Below are 21,505 nucleotides of genomic sequence, written 5' to 3'. Positions count from 1 at the left end.
CATCGAGCACATCCGCGGCTCGGAGTTCGAGTTCCGGCAGCTGGACATCGTCGAGCCGTTCTACGTCGACGAGCCCGTCGACTTCGTCTACCACGCCGCGTCGCCCGCGTCGCCGATCGACTACCTGCGCCTGCCGCTGCACACGCTGAAGGTCGGCTCCTACGGCACCCACCACGCCCTCGGCCTGGCCAAGAAGCACCGCGCCCGCTTCCTCCTCTTCTCCACCTCCGAGGTCTACGGCGACCCGAAGGTCCATCCGCAGGACGAGTCCTACTGGGGCCACGTCAACCCGATCGGCCCGCGCGGCGTCTACGACGAGGCCAAGCGCTACGCCGAGGCGCTCACGATGGCCTACCACCGCCAGCAGGGCGTCGACACCGCGATCGTGCGGATCTTCAACACCTACGGCGCCCGGATGCGGCCGCACGACGGCCGCGCGATCCCGACGTTCTTCCGCCAGGCACTGGCCGACGAGCCGATCACGATGTTCGGCGACGGGTCCCAGACCCGGTCCTTCTGCTACTCCAGCGACCTGATCCGCGGCATCATCGCCCTGGCCGAGTCCGGCGAGCACGACCCCGTCAACATCGGCAACCCCGGCGAGTTCACCCTCATGGAGCTCGCGAAGACCGTCATCGACGTGACGGGCTCCAAGAGCGAGATCGTCCACCAGCCGCTGCCCAAGGACGACCCGCAGCAGCGCCGCCCCGACATCACGCGCGCCAACCAGCTGCTCGGTTGGGAGCCCACCATCGACCTCCGCGACGGGCTGCAGAAGACCATCGAGCTCGCCGGCCGCGAAGGCCTGATGGGCTGAGCGGCCTGGCCGGCGGGCCACCGTCGGCCCCCACCCCCGACCGGGCGAGCTCTCCGGCCGGGCCCCTTGACCGCCGCGTCGCGTCGTGCAGGGGTCCCTGCGACACCCCCCGGGCGCATCTGAGAGGCTAGAGAGTGGTGCACCAGGCACACCACAGCCCTGACGCGGTCCCGGACCGCAGTGTGACGCGGGAGCTTCCACCGCCCGCGTCGGTGACGCCGTTGCGTCCGGCGGTCGACATCCGGGCCAAGCGCCCACCGGCGCTGATGTTCCTGCTGCGGCGCGACACGATCCGCCACGCGATGCGCCTGCTGGGCCTGATCGCGATCGATGCGGCCAGCGTCTACGCCGCGATCTTCACGGCCCTGGCGTTCAAGGCGCTGTGGTTCGAGGGGATCGATCCCGGCTGGCACGCGCACCAGGCGCGCGAGATCGCGCCCTTCACGATCCTGGTCGTGCTCCTGAACTTCGCGCGCATGGGCCTCTACGGCCGACGCACGGAGCGACCAGGGCTGGGACGGATCGTCACCGGGCTGTTCCAGGTGATGGTCGTGTCGATGGTGTTCGTGCTGATCAACGGCCAGCGCGACCGGTTCTCGAGCTACTACATCTTCTACGGCACGCTGATCTTCGGCGTGGCGTACATCGGCGTCCTGCGCCTGGCGTACGAGACGATCTCCGGCCGCCTCCTGAAGTCGGCCGGCCAGCAGCGCCGGGCGATCCTGGTGGGCACCACCCAGCACTCCGACGCGATCGCGTCCGCGCTGGCCGACGACGTCGACTCCGCCATCCAGGTCACCGGCGTCGTGACGACGACCGCCCGCGAGCCGCGGCCGAGCAAGGCGCGCGCACTGGGAACGGTCGCCGACCTGCCCGCGCTGCTGTCGGCGGGCGACATCGACGAGGTCATCATCACCGACCCCGCGTTCCCGGAGGAGCAGGCGCTCGAGATCGTCGACCAGGCGCACCGGCTCGGGATCCACGTGCGCGTGGCGCCGTCGACGATGGAGATCCTCGTCCACCGCGCGGAGTTCCTGCCGGGCCAGACCGTCCCGCTGTTCGAGCTCAAGCCGCCCGTCACCGAGGGCCTCGACTTCGCGATCAAGCGCACGTTCGACCTCGTGATGAGCAGCCTGATCCTGCTGGTGCTCAGCCCGCTGGGGCTCGCCATGGCGCTGGCCGTGCGGCTCACGAGCGCGGGGCCGATCATCTACCGCTCGCGGCGCCCGGGCGTCGGCGGCGTCCCCTTCGACTGCCTCAAGTTCCGCACGATGTACCAGGACGCCGACATCCGCCAGAGCGAGCTCGAGGAGCTCAACGAGGCCGGCGGCGCGATCTTCAAGATGCGCAACGACCCGCGCGTCACCCCCGTCGGCCGCATGCTGCGCCGGCTCTCCCTCGACGAGCTCCCGCAGCTGCTCAACGTCCTGCGCGGCGAGATGTCGCTCGTCGGCCCGCGCCCGCTCCCGCAGCGCGACTACGACCGGCTCGAGGAGTGGCACAAGAAGCGCTACCTCGTGCTCCCCGGCGTGACGGGCCTGTGGCAGGTCTCGGGCCGCTCGGACCTGGAGTTCGACGACATGGTCCGCCTGGACTTCCTCTACCTCGAGCGCTGGTCCGTCTCGCTCGACATGTCGATCCTCGTGAAGACGATCCCGGCCGTCTTCGGTCGCCGCGGGGCGTTCTAGGGACGGGCGCTCACGGGCAGGCCGGTCAGGGCTGCTGCTCCGCGGTCCGTCCGAAGCCGACGGTACCTTGTCCTACTTATCGCTACTTGCAATATGTTCAAGTACGCATGACGACCGTTGCCGTCGAGGCCGCTCTCAGCGCGTCGCCAGAGGATGTGGGCACGGAGCTCCTAGCCGTCGTCGAGGACCAATGGTTCGACCGGAAGTCCGCGAAGACCCCGGCGAAGACCCTCGCTCCGGCCATTTGCGGCATGGCGAATGCCGACGGCGGCATCCTCGTGATCGGCTTGCACGACGGGAGCGTCGAGGGCACCGATTCGGATCCCAGGCGGCGCAACGCGCTCGTTCAGGCCTCGATCGATTTCTGCGTTCCGCCGGTCCGCGTGAAGCATCACCTTCTGGGCTGTGTTCGGGAAGACGGCGTAGCGGACCACCTCCTCGTGCTGCGCGTAGAGGCGAGTGACACCGTGCACGCCACGGTCAAGGACGAGGTCTTCCTACGCGTCGGCGACGAAACCCGGAAGCTGGGGTTCCATCAACGGCAGGAGCTCTTCTACGACAAGGGGCAGGCCTCCTACGAGGCGCGGGTTCTGCCTGGCGCCTCGGTCGATGACGTCGAAAGCGGACTTATCAACGCGTACGTTGATGCCGTTCAAGCACCTGACGCACTGCGCCTGCTCCAGGCGCGCGGGCTCGCAGTCGACCGCGAACTGACGATCGCCGGCTGCCTCCTTTTTGCCCGCTATCCGCAGGGGCCTCTTCCGGAGACGTTCGTACGTGTCATCCGCTACCGCGGACGCGAGCGCGGCACCGGGGCGCGGCAGCAGATGCTCAACGACGAGCGCATCGAGGGCCCGATTCCTGAGCTCCTTGCCGGCGCGCGCCGCGCCATCGCGGATCGACAGCCGAAACGTCGGGCGCTCCAAGACGGCAGGTTCGCTGACGTTCCGTTGGTCCCGGAAGACGCCTGGCTCGAGGGTCTCGTCAACGCCGTCGTCCACAGGTCCTACAGCGTCGCGGGCGACCACATTCGCGTCGAGATCTTCGACGATCGCATCGAGATCTCCAGCCCCGGGCGGTTCCCGGGCCTGGTCGACCTCACCGATCCGGCGAACGCCACCCGATTCGCGCGCAATCCGCGCATCGCCCGGGTCTGTGCCGACCTGCATTTCGGGCAGGAGTTGGGCGAAGGCGTCCGGCGCATGTTCGAAGAGATGCGGCAGGCCGGCTTGGTCGACCCCGTCTACCACCAGACGTCGGGGAGCGTGCAACTCACGCTGTCCGCGGACCCCGTAGATCGAGCGCTCGAGTCGCGCATGCCAGAACACGCCCGGGCGATCACCCGCGCGCTCCGCGAGAGCGGACGCTTGAGCACCGGAGAGCTCACCGAACGAATCGGGATGTCGAGACCCACCGCGCAGCGTGAGCTCGCTGCGCTGCGGGATGCCGGAATCGTCGAATGGATCGGCAAGTCCACGCGTGACCCGCGGGCGTACTGGCAGCTCAAGACCACGTGAACGGACTACTTGTCGGCTACTTATTTCAAGTAGCTGCAAGTAGCCGCAAGGCCACTTCGCCGGTCATCGGCGCCGACCGCAACCTGGCCGGGCCTTCGACTGCAAATCGAAGTACCAGGGGTCGGTGCTCCGCACCGAGCCGCGCTCCCCGCTCGCCGTGGCCGGAGGCCCGTCGCGGAGGGCAGCGGCGGCCGGTCAGGCGCCGGCGGTGCGTTGCGGGTCGAGGTCGATGTCCTGGCCGTCGATCGTGGCCACCATGCGCATGGATCCGCCGAGGGCCTCCACATAGCGCTTGACCGTCGACACGCGGAGGTCGTCGCTGCCGCGCTCGATCGCGGAGACGCGGGGGCGGCTGACGCTGAGGCGGTCGGCGAGATCGGCCTGGCTGACGCCGGCGCGCTCGCGCAACGCATGCAGCGCGATCTCGGCACCGAGGACCTCCCGCTCCTCGGCGGTCCGCTCGTGCATCTGCGGGGTGACGGCTCGCTGCGCGCGGATCTCGGTGAGGGTCTTCGAGATCTTGGCGTTCATCAGTCGTCCCGGTCGGCGCTGAAGAGGACGGTCCACATGCCTACGTAACGGTAATGTACGCGTTTCAGTAATGCAAACGTTACGTGCCTCCCCGAGGCGACACCAGCGCCCGTCGGGCCCGTGACATCGAGCCGGTTGGGGCTGACGGCCGTGTTCGACCGCTCTCCTCATCGGACGGCCCGGCTGTTCCACATTGGCCGACGGGCGAATTCCATATTGGCCGGCGCTAGCGTCGCGCGCCCATACCACTACCGCGACAAGGACGGGCGAGAGGTCGACCTCGTCCTCGAGCTCCAGAGCGGCGACATCGCGGGCGTGGAGGTGAAGACCGCCGCGTCGGTCAGCGCGTCCGACTTCTCCGGCCTGCGCCACCTATGGGACAAGCTCGGACCGCGATTCCGCGGCGGGGCGGTGCTGTACAGCGGGGAGGGCACCGTGCCCTTCGGCGACCGCCTGTTCGCCGTGCCGCTCAACGGGCTCTGGGCGTGACGCCGATTCTCGCCCCGGCGATCCCGGACGCCTTCGGACGCTGCGCCGAGCCTGCCTGTAGGAGCTACGCGATGACGCCGGACGCGTCGGCGACCGACCTCAAAGGCGGCGGGCAGCGTCTCGGGCGGTGAGGATGTCGTCCGTCGTGATCGCGGCGCGACCGCATTCACTGATGCGCCGGTCGAGCTCCTCCGCCGTGGGAGCGGGAGCTGCCGGTTCGAACCCGGGCGTCGGGTCGTCGAAGCCTTCGTGAATACGGATCCGTCCCTTCAGCGCCCCCGGGGTGCGCGGCTTCGCCGGCTCCTCGTACCGCACCAGCTTGGCCACCGGGCTGTTCCCGCGTTGGAGCACGATCTCCTCACCGGCCTCAACGCGGGCGACGAGGTGCGACAGGTGCGTCTTGGCCTCACCGATGCTGACGGCGTCTCCCATGGCACGAGGCTACGGCGTGCGGCCGACGTGGTCCACGGCCGCAGCGGTGTACGCGACCGCCGTGAGCCCGACGTTCAGCCTCGCCGGATCAGCCGCCGCCGCGGCCGGCTCTCCCGCCGCACCTGGGCGACCAGGCGGTCGATCTCGTCCGACAGCCGCTCGAGCGTCGTGTCGAGCGGGCGGTGGTAGAGCTCCGCGCGCGTCGACTCCGGCATGCGGAGGCGGCGCACGAAGAGGTCCTCGAACTGGCCCGCCATCGCGACGAGCTGGCCACGCACGGCCTCGACGTCGTCGGCGGGCTGGGGGACGAGCAGGCCGTCGGGGTCGACGACCTCGGTGAAGAGGCGCAGCGCGTCGAGCAGCTCGCGGTCCGCCGTCGTGCGGATCACCGACCACTCCCCGCCGAGCTCGGGCGTGAGCAGCACCCCGCCGGCGACGTGGGCGGCCACCCGCTGCGACCCGCCGTCGCAGACCACGACCCCCTCCTCGGGGAAGACCCGGCCGCCGAGCCGCTTGGCACCCATAACCGTCGGGTCGGGGCCGTCGTGGAAGAGGCTGAAGAGGATCTTCGTGGCCAGCGGCGGCTCGTCGCCGTCGGGGGCGAGCAGCGTGGCGAGGGTCCCGCCGTGCGGCTCGTCGCCGCGCTCGCCGACGTAGGCCGCGTGCCGCTCCTGCAGGACGCCGTCCTCCTGGGCCGTGTCGCCCCGCCGCTGCTGCCACGTGAGGTACGCCCGTTCGCAGACCGTCGTCGTGTCGGGCCGGCCGAGCACCTTGTCGCCGTGCAGGAGCGGCCGGTCGCGCTGCATCAGGGCGCAGAACGCGTCGACGGACTGCGCCTCCTCTGCCAGCCTGCGGACATGAAGCTGGCCAGGTGACGCATCCGGATCCAGCCGGTCATAGGCGGTGTACACGCGCAGGTTTGTACCACGGGTAGCAACGGCGTTAGCCCGGCGGGCCCGTGATTCGACGGATGGCTAGACGTCGTACGCACCGCACACACGGCGGCGGCCGAACGCGCCATGTCACCCGCCGCGGTCCCTCCTTGGTGCAGGCCGCGGAATCCGGGACCACGACGGGCGGTAGGCGAACCTACGGGGTGAGTCTCCCGCGGCATCGAGCGCGGCGGGGGTTTCTTTCACACGCCGCTAACAGAGCGCACCCGACCGTACGGCACGCCAGAACGCACGAGGCGCCCCGGACTCGCAGGTCCGGGGCGCCTCGGGACGCCGACGCCGCCGCCCGAGCGGGCGGTGGCGAGATCAGCGGATCAACGGCGCTTCTTCGCGCCCTTGATCGTCACCGTCTTCGTGATCTTCGTCGTCTTCTTACCCCTGGCCTGCGGGTCGAACGTCGCCGTCAGGCGAAGCTTGACCGTGCGGCCTGAGGCGATCTGGCGCCGGGTGGACGCGCTGAGCCTTACCGTGACCGTCGCGCGGCTATTGCTCTTGATCGTGCGGCTGCGCTTCACCAGGCCCTTGCCCGAGACGGTCACCTTGCCGGCCCCGATTCCCGTGAACCAGACCCGGGCGCGCTTCGAGGTCGCGTTCATTTCCGCTCGCACCCCGCAGTCCGGGGCCGCGATGTTGAGCGAGCGGATCTGCCGGGCGCCGTTCTGGCCGTCGAACTGCACCTCCGCACGGCGGCTGGCGATGCATGGGTCCCGGTCGCTGGGCGCCCCGAGGATGCCCTTCGAGCCGCCGTCAATCTCGAGCTTGAAGTTCGCGATCGGGGCGTCCGGGATGTCGACGAACGTGGCCATCAGCTGGCTCGTCTTGTTGTTGGTGGCCGAATCGGCGCGCAGATCGAGATCCACGCCGCTGCCACGCAGTTTGAGCCACAGCTTGGGCAGGGTCTTCACGACCTTGCCGGAAGCCGTCGTCTTCGTGCCTTGGAGGAAGTACACGGGCCCGGTGAGGGGCTCGTGCAGCGCGGGGGTCGTCGCCGACGCCCGGCCCACGATCGACGCCGCGGGACAGTCCCGCGCCGCGGCCTGCGCCGGGGTGCAGAGCGCGTTGGCGTTGTCCGCCTTCAGCGTCGACGTCAGCGGTAGCGTGACCCGCACCCGCTTGAGTCCCGCCTGCCCGAACGTCTGGCCCAGATCGGCCGTGAACTTGGGGTTCTTGCCCTTCTTCAGGTCCGCCTTGCCGGAGTAGGTGAGCTTCAGCGAGGGCGTCAGCTTCAGCTTGTCGCAGCCCTGCGCTTGGTAGCGCACACCGGGCCTCTGAACGGCGCCGTTCGAGCTCGTGAGCGTCCCCACGACGGTCTGCGGAGAGCAGTTCGTCGCGTTGAACATGAACCCGGGCCGGTCGAGGGCCACGCTGATCGAGCGGTAGTGCATCGGGACGCCCCCGACGATCTGCGGCAGGTCATCGACCGGGGCCGACACCCTGGCCTTGTTTGCGTCGATGATGAGCGGCGACCGCACCACGACCATCCCGAGATCGAGCGGACCAGCCTTCGCGGGGACCGCGATCGAGAGGGAGTACGGCGCGCCCTTGTACGGGCCAGCGAGCGACACGGTGCCGCCCAGCGCGTACGGGTTCGGCCCGGTGCCGACCCCCACGGTGGTGGACCCCAGCCTCGAGACGGCCTCGCACGTGCCGACCGCCGCCTGCGCGTCGCCGCACACCGGGATCTTGCCGAGCATCCCGAGCAGGCCTGACGGCAGGTCCAGTCGGATGCCGGAGAGATCCTGGTCCGCGTCCGTGCGCGTCGTCGTCATCACGAACGGGGACAGCCCGCCCGCGAACGGATCGAGGGTGCCTGCGGTGAACGCCGGGGAGAACTGGCCCGTGGGACACCCCTGGTTGATCTCGAACGACGAATCCGAGGTGGCACTCTGCCCGGCGTAGGACGACACGACGGAACGCGTGGTCTTCGTCCCGCACGTCGTCGGGTTGACGAGCACTGCGCGCGGTCCGTCGTCGAGCTGCAGATGCAGGTTGTCGAACGGCAGCTGCGGGTTCTGCGCGAACGACGCAGTCAGCTGCCCGGTGCGCGGGTCCGCCTTGATCTGGCCCTTCAGCTTCACCCGCACGCCCTTGCCGTACGCGGCTATGAACATCCGGTACATCTCGCCCGATGCCGGGTCCTGGGACTTCTGCGTCCCCAGATAGACCGAGCCTTCGAGCTTCTCCTCGAGGAGCGGCGTCGAGATCCGCGCGATACCGATCTTCGAGGCGTCGGGGCACGACTCCTTATCCGCGGACTCCGTGGCCAGCTGCTCGTCTGAGCACGCACGCAGCCCGTCGGCGGCACCCGGGGAGATCGCGACACCCTCCGGCAACGCGGCCGACACGTCCTTCACCGTTGGTGTCGCCGGCTCGTCGACCGTCTCCGTCTGGGGGACATTGAGATCGATGCCGTACCCGGACGGCTGACCGGCCAATGCCCCGGTGGGAGCAACGGTGAGCGACGGCTCGAAGGACAGCTGGTCACAGTCCGTCAGCGCAGGAATGGTTGAGTCCCTGCTGACCAGCTGTTTCGGGTTCTCCCACGAGTTCGCCCGAAGCGTTGAGGTGAGCGCCCCGTCGCAACGCGAAGGCATGGACAGGAACGGTCGCGCAGGCGTGCCCGGTAGCGGGCTCGCCGCCGGCACCTCTCGTTCTGCGTCGTGGGCCGGGTCGCTGGGATCACCCCAGATCGTCATGCGCACCCGGTACACCGAGAGAGCCTGTGTGGTGTTCTTGACCGTTGCAGTGAGCCCGTAATCCCCGGTGCTCCGCGGGGTGATTGAGACCTGGACCGGGACGGTGGCTGCGGCGAACCCAATGCGCGCCGTTTCGTCGTCGGCCGTCGCAAGGTTGTACAGGCCCGGGGTCACACCACTCACCGGAGGCTCCGGACTACCCGGTTCGACGGGAGCCGTGTAGATCTCCACTCGTCCGACCTGGCTGCCGGCCGGGCAACGCAGGGCGTAGATGTCCGAGAACGCCTGGCTGGAACACGTGGGGGCGTTCCGTGGATTGCCATAGAACCCCGCGGGCAGGTCCACGGTCGCCGTTTTGAGGCTCTCGTCAGGTGCCTCGGTCGGCGTTATGCCGTCGTCCGCGGTGTTGAAGCTAAAGTCCACCACCAGATCGCCGTGGCCTCCGGCGCGCGTCACGGCCGGCCCATAATCACCGCCAATGGGGTCAGTCCGCGGCTGCACGAACCGCGTCGAGAAGTCCGACGCGCCGAATGCGGCGCCGGCCGGCGCTGCACCGACGGCCGAGACGAGCACGACGCCGAGGACCGCCAGGCCGGTGCGGATGCTTCCGGCAAGGCGCTTGGGCGGGGTCATGAGGATGTCTGCCTTGTCGAGGTCTGTCGTGGTTCCGCGGAAGCTCATCGCCCGCTCCTGACGGTGAAGCGGCGGACGAGCGTCGCGTTCGAGCCCGTGACTTCGGCCGCGAGGCGCATGCGCAGTCGGCCCGACCGGCGCAGTTCGCGGCGTGCGGCGGGCGACAGCCGCAGCCTGACCGACACGGTCTTGAACCTTGTGGACCTGATCGTTCGCGACCCCGAACCGACCGTACGGTTACGTCCGTCGACCGACGCCGTTGCCTTCAGCGTGATGCGTCCTCCACCCCGAATGGCCACGCGAACCTTGACCTTCCCCTGCTTTGCCAGCGTGCGCAGGGCAGACCGGCTCGGCGCCTTGAGGGTCGAGATCCCGCCCGGCTTGCGCTCCGGCAGCTTCGGCGGGTCCACGTTCCCCGCGCCGGGGACACTGCTCCTCGGCAGCGGCGCCGGGGGCCGGCCGCTCTCGGGAGGACGGCAGGTCTCGCCGTCGCAGTCGGCGGGAGCCGGGGGCGGGTCGGCGAAGCCGCCGCCGACCCGGAGCGCGTAGGCGTCCGGCACGCCCGCGTCCCGGTCCGCTGCAACCAACCGGCTCGCCGTCAGTACGAAGACGGTCTTGCCGTCGTCGCTGTTGTCGCCAAGGAAGCTGTCCTCGTCGCCGGTGCCCGGCGTGAGCAGACGCGGCCCGTCAGCGCCGTACCGATAGACGTCATGAACATCGTTGGTGTCGCCAGCGACGATGCGATCGCGAGACAGGAAGAACACCGTGCCGTCATCGGCGATGTTCCGCAGGCCACCAGGGCGCACCGCGGGGGACGGATAGGGCACGTCGAGCGCGGCATCTGCCGTGCTGGGCGCACCGTCCGGTCGACACGACACGCAGTCGAGTTCGTCTGCTTCCGCGTCGTACCGGTAGAGGGCCTGGAAGTCAGCGTTCTGCGCACCGCCGATCGAGGCATAGGAGCGGAAGACCACGTAACGGCCGTCTCGCGTGACGCGATCCACGGTCGCCCCTGCACCCGACCACGTGGAGACGAGATCGAGGCCGTCAGCAGTCCATCGGTACGCGTTCTGCTGGCCGTCGATCGCGTCCGCCGTCATCTTCTCGGTCGAGACGAAGTACAGCGTCGAGGAGTCGTCGGACAGGATTGCCCCGGTGATCCCCGACTGGCCCGACGTCGTCGCGGGCGTCAAGAGCTCGAGCTCGTCCCCGTCGACCGTGTACCGGTAGAGCCCTCCGGTGTTCGCCGCAGTCGTAAGCGCCTGATTGCTGTGGAAATACGCAGTCCCACCGTCGCGGCTCGCGCCGATGAACTGGGCGTCGAGCGAGACCGGATCATCCCCCGGGCGACGGGACCCCGACACGGGCAGGGTACGGTCGCCGTCGCGAACGTACAACGTTTGGGTGAACTGTCCGAGGTTGAAGTCGAGGTCGCTGTTCGCAAAGTACACGCGCGACCCGTCCTCCGACGTCGCGTGCGTTCCTCCGTGCGCCACGAATCGTGGGGTGAAGGACGTCTGGGTCCCGTAGTCGGCCGCCGACAAGGCGACCGTTTGCGCGAACGGGCTCTGTGTCGTGCTCCCATCCGGCAGCCGCGACGCGATCTCCAGCTCACCATCGCGCCAGCGGTAGATCGTGGCCGTCGACGGCGCAGCACCGTCCGCCAGCGGGTTGTCTTGACCCATCGAGAAGATGACGGTCCGCCGATCGGCCGATGCCCCGATAACGTTGACGGTGAAGTCGCCGCCCGTCGTGGTCGGATCCAGCGGGTTCTTCGAGATGCGGGTCGCGGTCGGGGTGGGCCCTTCGAGGTCGACCGAGTACGCATCCGGCTCGACGTTGCGATCGTCCGGCGCCATGATCGCGGTACTCCGGACCAGGAGCCGATCGAACGCCGGGGAGAACGCCACCGGGAAGAAGTCGGATCCACCGAACGTATTGTCGACTTGCGGGTTGGCCGGCTTCAGCGCCCATCCGCTACCCGTTCGGCGGGCGACCGTCGCAGTCGTCTGCGGGGACGCCAGGGCGTCATCCGACGCACCGGGCATCTCGAAAGCCACCGTGCTCCCGTCGTCCGCTGCAGGCGCCGCCACGGCGACCGGCGCGCCGTTGGTGTCCGCCGTTGAGACGAGTTCGGCCTTGCGACCGTCCGGGTAGCCCCCGACCGGTTCCGAGACCGGGGGCGTCGCTGCCCCGGCGGCACCAGCAGTGGCGAGCAGCGCGGTGACGCCGTAGAGCGTCCCGCGGACGAGGGCCCGCCTCACGGGCATCCCTGATCGGTGATGGCGGGAGGCATGGAACGATTTCCCGTCTGTGTTCATGTGTTACGTCCTCCTGGGGGACAGCTGACCAGCCGACGCACATGACGGCTCGAATTGGGGTTCACGGGTCCAGCGTGCAGCGTATTGCGCTGCCGTGTCCGAGGGGGATTTGTTTGCACGGGCCCCGCCTCGCCGACGTTCGTCGCGGCCCAACGACCCCAGCGCTCCTGCGACCACACGTTCAGGCGACCGCATGCTCACGCTGGAGGACGCCGAGTCGGGCCGCCCATTCAAGCCACTGGCCACTTCAGCATTTGGCGACCTGAACATGGCGGCGTTTCCCGAAAGGAACTGGCTGCAGCGGTTGCCTCGCGCGCCAAGGCATCGGCCGTTACGGGCCGACCGTCACCGCGCTGCCACGGGACGTCATCGGCCCGAACTTGGCCGAGAACTCCGCCGGGAGCCAGCGGCTGCCTACGCCGGTCTCGCGCCTCTGGAAACGCCGCATAGCCTGCAATGCTGCGTCCTCGGCCTCCCGTCCTTGGTCCGAACGCAGCCCGGCACGCCATGCGGGGATCCGCAGGCCCCTGCCTAGCGCGTGGGGCGGGGGCCGCGGCCCCCGCCCCACGCAGGACCGGCTACGGGTTGACCGTCACCGCGCTGCCGCCGGACGTCATCGGCCCGAACTTGGCCGAGAACTGCGCCGGGAGCGCGCGTGCGCAGACACCCGTCGCGCCGGTGACCGGCACGTTGGTGAACGTGATCGAGTTGTCCGCGTTCCGCGCGATGCCCGTGGCCGAGTTCGCCGTCATGTTGCAGTTCTGCGTCAGCCCGCTGGCCGTCACGTTGAGCGTGATGTTCGCCCCGGTGATGCCGAGCGTGCTCGCCGCCGCGCTGCCGTAGGTGATGCCCGCCGTCGTCACGGACGCCAGGTTCGCGCTGTTGATCTTCAGCGCTCCGCCGGGGGGCGTCGGGCCCGTGCACGTGTTCAGCGTGAACACCGGGGACGTGATGGCGACGGTCGGCGCCGGATTGGTTCCGACCGTACCGCCGAGGGTGCCGGCGCTACAGGAGGAGGGCCCGAGGGCCGTCTGCAGCGACGCCGTGCCGACCAGCGGGCCGCTGATCGTCGAGCCGGCCGCCAGCGGGCCACCGCCGTTGGACAGGGTGGTCGCGGACGCCGCGGAGGCGCCGGCGGCCATGAGGGCGGCGGTGCCGACGGCGACCGCCGCGGTACGAGCCTTGAGGAACTGGGACATGGTCTAGTCTCCTTCGTTGGGTGGGTCGAAGGTCGGCACCGCTTGGCGCCAGGCCTTCGGGTGTGGTGCTTCACGCGACGCCGAGCGAGCTCGACTCACGATGTGGTACCTGCGTCTCGGCCGGTTGCCTCCGGCCGGGACGTTCCTGACAAAGCACTCCTGTCGATCGGGCACACCGAGGAGGTGATGCCTTGCGATGGTTCGAGCGCGCAGTCAGGGCGAGAAGTTGGGGGACGTACCGCCCGTCCGGCCCGCCGCTAGATGCGGGTCGCGACGGACGGTCGCGTTGAATCAGTTGTTGCTGGCCGCCACGGACGAGGCCGGCGCGATCTTGGCATCGCCGTTGAGCCGCGCCGTGCTGACACCGGCGGCCGCCGGCAGCCCGATCTTCGCGTTCACGATCGGGTTGACGATGAGCGAGAAGACCCCGCCGCAGCCGGACGCCTTGGGGGCAGAGAAGGTGTTGTCGACGAGCGACTGGCCGGTCAGCTTGGTGATGTCCTCCTGGAAGGAGAGCTGGCCGGCGTCGCCGACGAGCGGTGCCACACCTGCGGGCGGCGCCGTGGTGCCGTTCGTCAACCGGAACGTCACCGGCGAGCCCGACGAGCCGACGTAGCAGCTGTCACCGAGGAACGGGTTGTCGAGCTTGATCCGGAGCGGCAGGGTGATGGACACCCCGTCACCATTGAGCAGGTTGCCGAAGTTGAATCCAACCGGGCCCACGAGCTCCGCAGTCGCCGTGACGTCGTTGACCGAATTGACGGCCGCGTAGAAGAGCGACCGGAGCGGTGCGCTCCAGCTGGGCTCCGGAGTGATGAGGCCCGTCAGGCCACCGGGAACCTTGAGCGGGGTGCGCGACAGGGTCGGCTTCCCGTTCGCCGCATTTACGAAGCCGGTCTCGAACGTCTCGGGGTCCTGCGTCACGCCGCCCTGGAGGCGGATGGTCTTCGTGATCGGAACGTTCTGATTGCCGAGCTTGATCGCGCCGGATGTCGTGTCACTCACGAGGCAGGACACCACGGCGGGGTTGGCAGTCGGGCAACCGGCGAAGTCAGCGTAGATGCCGGTAGGGGCTGCGGCGGCCGACGGAGCGGCGACAGCGACGGTGGCGACGGCGGCCGCGGCGCTAACCACGAGACGGCGTGAGCGGGTAACGCTCGGGGTGCGGTACATGGGACCTCTCTCAGGGAACCTGTGGAATTAAACGGTCACGCCTGACGCGGCATGGCCTGTGTGGGTGATGCCGGGCCAACGTACACCGCACGGATTCTCTATGCAAGAGCGCACATACACCGCATAGCTACCGGACCGCTCCGCCGGCGACATTTTCGACGCGTCAGCTCTCGATAAGTCCTGCAAATCAGGCTTGTCTAGAACATCGATACTGGGCAGACGGCCCGTTCGTTGAGTCACGCTTTACCGCTGGCGGTGCCCACGTCTTAGGCGACCTGCGCCCTTCTCGTCGCGTTGCACGCCCAATCTTGCCCGGAAACACATGCTGTATATGAGTCCCGCGGAGTGCCGGATCCGGCAGCGGTCCCCGAAGTCCGCTCGACGCATTGCATACGCCGGACGGCCCAGCGTTGCCCCCGAACGCCGCCGGAGGCAAGTCGGGGCCTCCGGGCCGGGTGCTGCGCGCTGGATTCGCTCCTGCTTCTGCCCTAGTCCTTGGGCGGCCGCTCGGATACCAGCCTCGGCCAACCGTGCGCCTGAACCGGGCCTCGAATTCCACCCCGTGAGCAGCGCGCCTTTTGCGGCGCGGCAAGTTTTCCCGCTGCGTCGCCCCGACGTGATCTCCGACGCGCCCGCCCGGACGACGCCTCGAGTGACGTTGCGGTCGTCGAGCTCGTCCTCAAAGGACCCGAACGTCCGCCGCAACGGTCCGTTAATCGCGTCCTCCGCCTCATGGCTCGCGACCGCCGCATCATGCTGCGCGTTCGCGGGCTCCTGACGACACCTGCCCAACACCATGACGGGAAACGGGAACCTCGGGTCAGCCGGTAGTCCCAGCGCCTGCCCACTCCCCATCCCCGGGGCTGCCTACTTCGGCGCGGGACGAACCGCCCTGCAATTCCGTCCAGAAGGGAACGCGGCCCCGCCGAAGGGCGGTTCTAAGGCAAAGCGGGCGCGAGTGCTGCACCCGGCGCCAGTCTCCGACTCAGCGTCGCCGGACCAGCCGCCCCAAGAACGCAAAAGGCCCCCGTCTCAGACGGGGGCCTTGCACAGTGCCCCGGGAGGGACTCGAACCCTCAACCTTCGGATTAAGAGTCCGCTGCTCTAACCAGTTGAGCTACCAGGGCCCGAGCATCGTACAAGATGCTCGCCCGATCGCGTCGGCTGGTCGGGGGCTACTTCTCGTCCTCGGGGAGGGTCACCGTGCCGCCACCGGTGCTGGTGCCGGCACCCTGGGCGGCCTGCGCCGCGGCCTGGGCCTTGGGGTCGTCCGGGTTCTTCGCCACGGCGATGGCGGCGTCGACCTGCTTCTTCAGCTCCTTCGGCGTGACCTCGCGGAGCTTGCCCTCGGTGATCTTGGCCTGGCGGGTGCGCTTGGCCGCGTACTGGGCCTGCAGGAGCGCCAGGTAGGTGGCGGGCTCGACGGCCTCGTCGCGCTTCTCGGCCTCTTCCTCGGCCTCGGTCGTCACGATGGCCTGCACGTCGGCCCACTTGGCCGGCTGGTTCAGGCCCGTGGGGCTGAAGGCGGCCGCCATGCGGTTGGCCGTACCCGTGTCGATGGTCTTGGGGTCGAGGGAGAGGTACTTGTCCCACGCCGCGGCGGCCTTCTGGAACTCGGCCTTCGCCGCGGGCGGGGCGGTCGCCGCGTTCTCGGGGTAGTCGTCCAGGCCGGCCGCGTAGCGCAGGCGGGCGACGGCGGCGTACGCGGCCGCGTCGTTCGGGTTGGCCGCGATCCGCTTCTCGGCGGCCTTGATCTGGTCGGCGCGCTGGTCCTCGAGCGACTGGCCGCCCGAGTTGCCGTCGGCGCCGCCGAAGATGCCCGGCAGGCCGGTGCCGACGCCGAACAGGATCGTTCCGCCGACGAGCACCACCGCCAGGACGACGTAGACCACCTGGATGACGCGCTTGCGGCCGGGGGCTCGCAGGTCGAAGAGCATGCGGCCCAGGATAGACGGCGGCGAGCGCGAACCCGCCACCGGGTCGTGACGACTACCCCGGGTAGGCCCCGCGCATCCGTGCGCGGGGCCCGTGCCGCCGCCCGTCCACGGGCCGCGGTGCGGTCAGGACTACTCGCGGGAGGAGCCGCCGGCGGGCGGCGCGTCGGGCCCGTCGCCGGCGTCGTCGTCCGTCGCGAACGGGTCGGCGGCGTCGAGCTCGTCGGCCTCGGCCATCCAGCCCGCGGCGGGCGGCTGGGGTGCGGGCGACGGCGGCTGCGGGGCGGCCGGGGGCTCCGTCACGGGGTGCTGGGGGGCGTCGTCGTGCTGCGGCTGGCCCTCGGCCGCGGGCGACGGACCGCGGCGCGAGCCGGGCATCGGCGGCATGAAGGGCGCCGGGCCCGCGCCCGCGTCGTCGCCCGTCGCCGGGTGGACGAGGGTCGGCTCGTCGCCGTCGTCGAACGACGGGGCTCCGCCCGGGTGGACCGGCGCCGGGTCGCCGTCCGTCGCCAGCCGGGGGCCGGCGGGATCACCGAGCAGGTCCGGGTCCGGGGCCTCCGGGTCGGGCGCGCCCTGATCGTCGAGGGTGAAGTCGTCCTCGTCGTCGTCGAACACGCTCGCGAAGGCGGCCTCGTCGTCGTCCTCGAAGTCGTCGTCCTCGCCCTCGTACTCCGGGAGGAACTCGTCGGCCGGGTTGCCGCCCGACGCCGGGGCCGGCGCGGGGTCCGGGCCGCCGAAGTCGTCGTCGTCCTCGTCGTCCTCATCGTCGCCGCCGTTGCGGAGGTCCTTCCAGTCCGCCAGCGGCCCACGCACCGGGCTGCGGCGCTCGAGGAACGACGCGAACAGCACGCTGGCCTCGAACAGCACCACGAGGGGGGCCATCATCAGCAGCATCGTCACGGCGTCGGGCGTGGGGGTGATGATCGCCGCGACGACGGCCGCGCCGATCAGCACGAAGCCACGCTGCTTGCGCAGCTGCGTCGGGCTCACGATGCCCAGGCGCGTGATTGCGATGACCACGACCGGCACCTGGAACACCAGGCCCGTGCCCGCCAGGAACAGCCCCACGAACTTGTAGTAGTCCCGGGCCTGGACGAGGATGTCGAACGCGTCGTCGTTGAAGTTCTGGAGGAAGTCGACGGCCCGTGGCAGCGCCAGGAAGTAGCCGAACGCCACGCCCGCGTAGAACAGGAACGGCACGCCGACCAGCAGCGGGACGATCGCCTTCCGTTCCCGGTTGGTGAACGCCGGGATCAGGAACGCGTAGAGCTGGTAGAGCAGCAACGGCAGCGACAGCACCAGCGCGCCGTACATCGCCACGTTCAGCGTCTGGAAGAACGGTTCCGCCACGCCCAGCGTCACGGGCTTGCGGTTGACGTTCGTGGGCCGCAGGCTCTCGACCTGCCGGACCGCCGCGAGGGCCTCGGCGCGGCGCTCGGCCTGCGTGGCGTTCTCGCCGTTGCCGCCCTGCTTGAGGATCGGGCCGATCTTTCCCAGGGCGTCGGCGACGGCGCGGTCGAAGCAGTTGCTCTGCTCGAGGCTGTCGCCCGTGGTGGTGCACTTCTTGGCGCTCGGCGTCTGCGCGCTCTCGAGCGGCTTGTTGACGACGCTGATGACGCGTTCGTTCTGCCAGTACGAGATCGCGAACGCGACCACGAAGATGCCGATGCAGGCGATGATCCTGGAGCGCAGCTCCGTCAGGTGCTCGACGAGCGTGAAGCGGTCCTCCGAGGAGACCGGGCGCAGCTTCGCCATCCGGCGCTTAGGTGCGGGGCGTGCGGCGCGACTCAGGCACCGGCTCGCCCGTCACCGTCTCCTCCGCACCCTCGTGCGGAGCGGGGGCGCCTGCGGCGTCCTCGTGGGGGGCGGCGTGCAGATCGCTCTTCGCCTTCTTCTTCTCGTCCTTGTCGCCACCCGTGATCGAGTCCTTGAACTCGCGGGCGTTCGTGCCGAGGGAGCGGCCAACGCCCGTCAGCCGCTTCGGCCCCAGGACGAGGAGGACGACGACCAGGAGGACGAGGAGCTCCGGAAGGCCGGGGGCGCCGATGGCGAGGTACATATGGGGATCCTCCCAGGTCATGTCGGTTAAAGGAACGCTGGGGAGCGCGCCTTGGATGCCTGGGGGGTCGGGTTGGCGCGCGGGCGGTCGCCCTACAGGCGGCGGTCGATGACGCCGCGGGCCACGAGCTCGAGGGCCGCGCGCCGGGCGGGGTCCAGATCCGAAGGGAGGGCCGCGACGCCGTCGGCGACGAGCTCGCGGGCCCGGGCCTCCGTCGCCGTCGTCGCGCCGGTCGCCGCGATGCGGTCGCAGACCTCGGCCGCCTGCTCCGACGTGCGGATCTCGCGCAGGTCGAGCGCGGCCAGGGCCGGGTCGCGCTCGCGGGCGATCAGCATCGGCAGGGTGACGGTGCCGTCGAGCAGGTCGCTGCCCCGGGGCTTGCCCGTCTGCTCCGGCGGCGCGACGACGTCGAGCACGTCGTCGAAGAGCTGGAACGCCACGCCGATCGCCGCGGCGAACCGGGCGAAGGCGGCGTCGTCCTCGCCCGCCGCCAGGGCACCGAGCCGCGCGGCGGCCTCGAACAGCGCCCCCGTCTTCAGGTGGCAGCGGTGCAGGTACCGCGCCTCGTCGATCGCCGTCGACCAGGCGTCGGCGCGCTGGATCAGCTCGCCGCGGGCCAGGTCGCGGCTAGCGGCGGCGAGGATCTGCAGGGCGGCCGCGCTCCCGCCACCGGCGAGGGTGGCGAACGCCCCGGCGAAGAGCACGTCGCCCAAGCAGGTCGCAGCCGCCCGACCGTCGCGTGCGTAGGCGGTGGGCTCGCCGCGGCGCAGCAGGCCGGCGTCTAGGACGTCGTCGTGCAGCAGCGTCGCCGTGTGGGTCAGCTCGACCGCCACGCCGCCCCGGACGACCGCCTCACGCGCTGCGGAGCCCGGCTCGGCGACGGCAGGTCCGCCGACGATGATCGCCAGCAGGGGGCGCAGGCGCTTGCCCCCCGCGGCGACCGTGCCGTGGGCGGCCTGGTCGATCTGGGCGCTGCCGGGGGCGGCGGCGTGGCGGAGGGTGCGCTCGATCTCGGCGAGCACGTCAGGGACGTGGGCGCCGGCCGTGGTGACGATCGGGGCGATGACGGCGGGGACCGCGGGGGCGGGCGGGACCGCCGGGGCAGCGGGGGCGGCGGGGGCGGCCCCGGGGACCGGGGCGGCGGCGCGATGGTCGGGGGCGCCTGCGGCCGTGCTCATCGAGTTGAGGGTAGCTGCCGGATGCTCCCGCGGCGAGATGGGGGCCGCGCCCGCGGGCCGCGGAGAACGGCACCACCCCGCGCGGCCCGGGTCACGTCCTCGCTGCTCCGGGCCGAGAGCGGGATTCGGCCGCTATAGGCGGCCGAATCCCGACTTCGACTCCCAGTACGCGAAACGGCCGGGCCCAAGGGCCCGGCCGTCCGGATCAACGCTCTGGTGATCCGACCCGGAGCGCGGGGCGCTCCTCGGGACGGACCGGTCCGGCGCCGGGCGGATCGCCCGGCCGCCGGGGGCGGGGGTCAACCGCCGCCGGGCGTGGCTCAGCCGCCGGGGGACTGGCCCGGGGTCGAGCCGCCCTCGGACTCCTCGCCGGTGCCCTCGGCGCCACCGCCGGTGGTGCCCTTGCCCTCGCCGCCCGACTTGAGGGAGGCCAGGAAGAACGCCATCTTGTCGATGTTGTCCGCACCCAGCTGGGCGAAGGACGGCATCGGGCGCGTCGGGTTGATCAGCGTCTCGCGGATCGCGCCCTCCTTCAGGCGGTCACCGATCTCGGTCAAGGGCGGCCCGGGGCCGTCGTTTCCGTTCTCGCCGATCTTGTGGCAGCCACCACAGGAGCTCTGGGCGACGAGCTTGCGGCCCGCGTCCCACTTGAGCATGGTGGCGCCGCCGGCCTCGGCGATCGCCGGGGGCGGGCCGATCTCGACCTGCGACGGCGCGCCGGCCTCTGCACCGAGGTACGAGAGGAAGAACATCGCGCCCATGATGAAGATGCCGGCCGTCGTCGCGACCGGGCGGCGCAGCGGGTGGCGCTCCGGGTTGCGGTCGTAGAACGGCAGCAGGATCAGGAGCAGGATCGCGATCGTCGGGATGCCGACGGTCGCGAGCGAGACGAGGTACGGCGGCTTGATGACGCGCAGCAGCTCGAACGCCCAGAAGTAGTACCACTCCGGTCGCGGCGCGTACGTCGTCGTCGTCGCGTCGGCCTTCGCCGTCAGCTCGCCACCGAGCATGATCGACATCAGCATGATGACGCCGATGACGACGATCATCATCACGCCGTCCTTGACGATGATGTAGGGGAAGAACGGCTTGCCCGCCGACTTCAGAACGGCGTATTCGCGGAGGTACTCCTCCTTCTCGCGCTGGTTCATCCCTCGTGCTCCTTCAGGTCGGCGCTGACCTTGTCAGCCCGGACCCACGGCGGGGCGGTCGTGCCGAGCTTGACCACCAGGTACAGGTGGGCGCCGATCAGGGCGATGATCGCGCCCGGGATCAACATCATGTGGATGATGTAGAAGCGGGACAGCGTCAAGGTGGTGACGTCCGGACCGCCCAGGGCGATGTCCGGGGTGAACGGGCCGATCAGCGGGGCGTTGCCGGCGATGTTCATCGCGACGACCGACGCCCAGTAGGCGCGCTGGTCGAACGGCAGCAGGTAGCCCGTGACCGACATCAGCAGCGTCAGCACCAGCAGTGCGACGCCGATGACCCAGTTCAGCTCGCGCGGGTACTTGTACGCGCCGAAGAAGAACGTCCTGGCCATGTGCAGGAAGATCAGGATGACCATCACCGACGAGCCCCAGCGGTGCATGCCGTGCACGAACTCGCCGAGGAAGACCTCGTTGTTGATGTACTTCATCGACTCGTACGCGCGCGTCGTCGACGGCTCGTAGTACATCCCGAGCACGATGCCCGTGATGACCTGGTTGATGAAGGCGACCATGGTGGCCGTGCCCAGGGTGTAGAACCAGTTCGTCCCCTTGGGGATCGGACGGAACATCACCCAGCGCAGCGTGCCGGAGATCGATGTGCGCTCGTCGACGAAGTCGACGGCGTGGACGCCGGCTTCCTTCGCGCTGGCGAGCTTGGGGGTCTTCTTCGCCAT

The 21,505-nt window shown here is 70.0% G+C and carries 17 protein-coding genes and 1 tRNA gene; 4 read left to right on the top strand and 14 right to left on the bottom strand.

All coding sequences use genetic code 11. From position 1 onward, the window contains the following. From F593_RS0118080 to F593_RS0118070, 3 genes are all read left to right on the top strand, one after another. On the top strand, positions 1-817 hold an 817-nt coding region (locus tag F593_RS0118080; RefSeq protein ID WP_028721788.1), incomplete at its 5' end, for an NAD-dependent epimerase/dehydratase family protein. Between the two features lie 212 nt (positions 818-1,029). Continuing rightward, positions 1,030-2,505 (top strand): sugar transferase, encoded by a 1,476-nt coding sequence (locus tag F593_RS0118075; protein ID WP_022930153.1) that lies wholly within the window; start codon positions 1,030-1,032, stop codon positions 2,503-2,505. A 107-nt stretch (positions 2,506-2,612) separates the two neighbouring features. Then, positions 2,613-4,022 (top strand): ATP-binding protein, encoded by a 1,410-nt coding sequence (locus tag F593_RS0118070; protein WP_022930152.1) that lies wholly within the window; start codon positions 2,613-2,615, stop codon positions 4,020-4,022. Between the two features lie 195 nt (positions 4,023-4,217). On the opposite strand, the gene F593_RS0118065 is transcribed toward F593_RS0118070, so the two are convergent. Continuing rightward, positions 4,218-4,553 (bottom strand): helix-turn-helix domain-containing protein, encoded by a 336-nt coding sequence (locus F593_RS0118065; protein ID WP_022930151.1) that lies wholly within the window; start codon positions 4,551-4,553, stop codon positions 4,218-4,220. 216 nt (positions 4,554-4,769) lie between these two features. On the opposite strand from F593_RS0118065, the gene F593_RS0118060 reads away from it, so the two are divergent. After that, the gene (locus tag F593_RS0118060) at positions 4,770-5,042 is read left to right on the top strand and encodes a DUF4143 domain-containing protein (protein ID WP_022930150.1); all 273 of its coding nucleotides are present in this window, start codon (positions 4,770-4,772) and stop codon (positions 5,040-5,042) included. A 99-nt stretch (positions 5,043-5,141) separates the two neighbouring features. Here F593_RS0118060 and F593_RS29515 read toward each other — a convergent pair whose 3' ends face one another. The 13 genes from F593_RS29515 to F593_RS26400 all read right to left on the bottom strand — a co-directional run bounded on the left by F593_RS29515 (position 5,142) and on the right by F593_RS26400 (position 21,505). Further along, positions 5,142-5,474, bottom strand: coding sequence for a type II toxin-antitoxin system Phd/YefM family antitoxin (locus tag F593_RS29515; protein ID WP_022930149.1), 333 nt, complete (start codon positions 5,472-5,474; stop codon positions 5,142-5,144). Between the two features lie 74 nt (positions 5,475-5,548). Further along, positions 5,549-6,385 (bottom strand): hypothetical protein, encoded by an 837-nt coding sequence (locus F593_RS0118050; protein ID WP_157251949.1) that lies wholly within the window; start codon positions 6,383-6,385, stop codon positions 5,549-5,551. 356 nt (positions 6,386-6,741) lie between these two features. Continuing rightward, a complete protein-coding gene (locus tag F593_RS0118045; RefSeq protein ID WP_157251946.1) occupies positions 6,742-9,804 on the bottom strand; it encodes a hypothetical protein in 3,063 nt (1,020 codons plus the stop codon). After that, complete coding sequence (locus tag F593_RS0118040) at positions 9,801-12,077, bottom strand: TolB-like translocation protein (RefSeq protein ID WP_157251944.1); 2,277 nt, start codon at positions 12,075-12,077, stop codon at positions 9,801-9,803. The genes F593_RS0118045 and F593_RS0118040 overlap by 4 nt, the downstream gene beginning before the upstream one ends. Positions 12,078-12,655: 578 nt before the next feature. Further along, a complete protein-coding gene (locus tag F593_RS30055; protein ID WP_022930144.1) occupies positions 12,656-13,276 on the bottom strand; it encodes a hypothetical protein in 621 nt (206 codons plus the stop codon). Between the two features lie 291 nt (positions 13,277-13,567). After that, entirely contained in the window at positions 13,568-14,449 is an 882-nt protein-coding gene (locus F593_RS0118025) for a hypothetical protein (protein WP_245540822.1), read from the bottom strand. Between the two features lie 1,053 nt (positions 14,450-15,502). After that, positions 15,503-15,576: transfer RNA gene (locus F593_RS0118020), tRNA-Lys, on the bottom strand. Positions 15,577-15,624: 48 nt separating this feature from the next. Beyond that, the gene (locus F593_RS0118015; RefSeq protein WP_022930142.1) at positions 15,625-16,386 is read right to left on the bottom strand and encodes a hypothetical protein; all 762 of its coding nucleotides are present in this window, start codon (positions 16,384-16,386) and stop codon (positions 15,625-15,627) included. A gap of 129 nt (positions 16,387-16,515) precedes the next feature. Continuing rightward, complete coding sequence (gene tatC / locus F593_RS28765; RefSeq protein WP_022930141.1) at positions 16,516-18,138, bottom strand: twin-arginine translocase subunit TatC; 1,623 nt, start codon at positions 18,136-18,138, stop codon at positions 16,516-16,518. A 7-nt stretch (positions 18,139-18,145) separates the two neighbouring features. Then, positions 18,146-18,442 (bottom strand): twin-arginine translocase TatA/TatE family subunit, encoded by a 297-nt coding sequence (locus F593_RS28760; RefSeq protein WP_022930140.1) that lies wholly within the window; start codon positions 18,440-18,442, stop codon positions 18,146-18,148. Between the two features lie 92 nt (positions 18,443-18,534). After that, on the bottom strand, positions 18,535-19,620 hold the full coding sequence (locus F593_RS26410; RefSeq protein WP_022930139.1) for a polyprenyl synthetase family protein: 1,086 nt from the start codon (positions 19,618-19,620) through the stop codon (positions 18,535-18,537). A gap of 320 nt (positions 19,621-19,940) precedes the next feature. Beyond that, positions 19,941-20,771 (bottom strand): c-type cytochrome, encoded by an 831-nt coding sequence (locus F593_RS26405; RefSeq protein WP_022930138.1) that lies wholly within the window; start codon positions 20,769-20,771, stop codon positions 19,941-19,943. Continuing rightward, positions 20,768-21,505, bottom strand: a complete 738-nt coding sequence (locus F593_RS26400) for a cytochrome b (RefSeq protein WP_022930137.1) — start codon at positions 21,503-21,505, stop codon at positions 20,768-20,770. Before F593_RS26400 ends, F593_RS26405 begins: the two co-directional genes overlap by 4 nt.

This window comes from Patulibacter americanus DSM 16676 (assembly GCF_000420025.1).
Classification (GTDB): domain Bacteria; phylum Actinomycetota; class Thermoleophilia; order Solirubrobacterales; family Solirubrobacteraceae; genus Patulibacter; species Patulibacter americanus.
The sequence above is the reverse complement of the archived record's forward strand: the minus strand, read 5'-3'. Positions and strand labels throughout refer to the sequence as shown.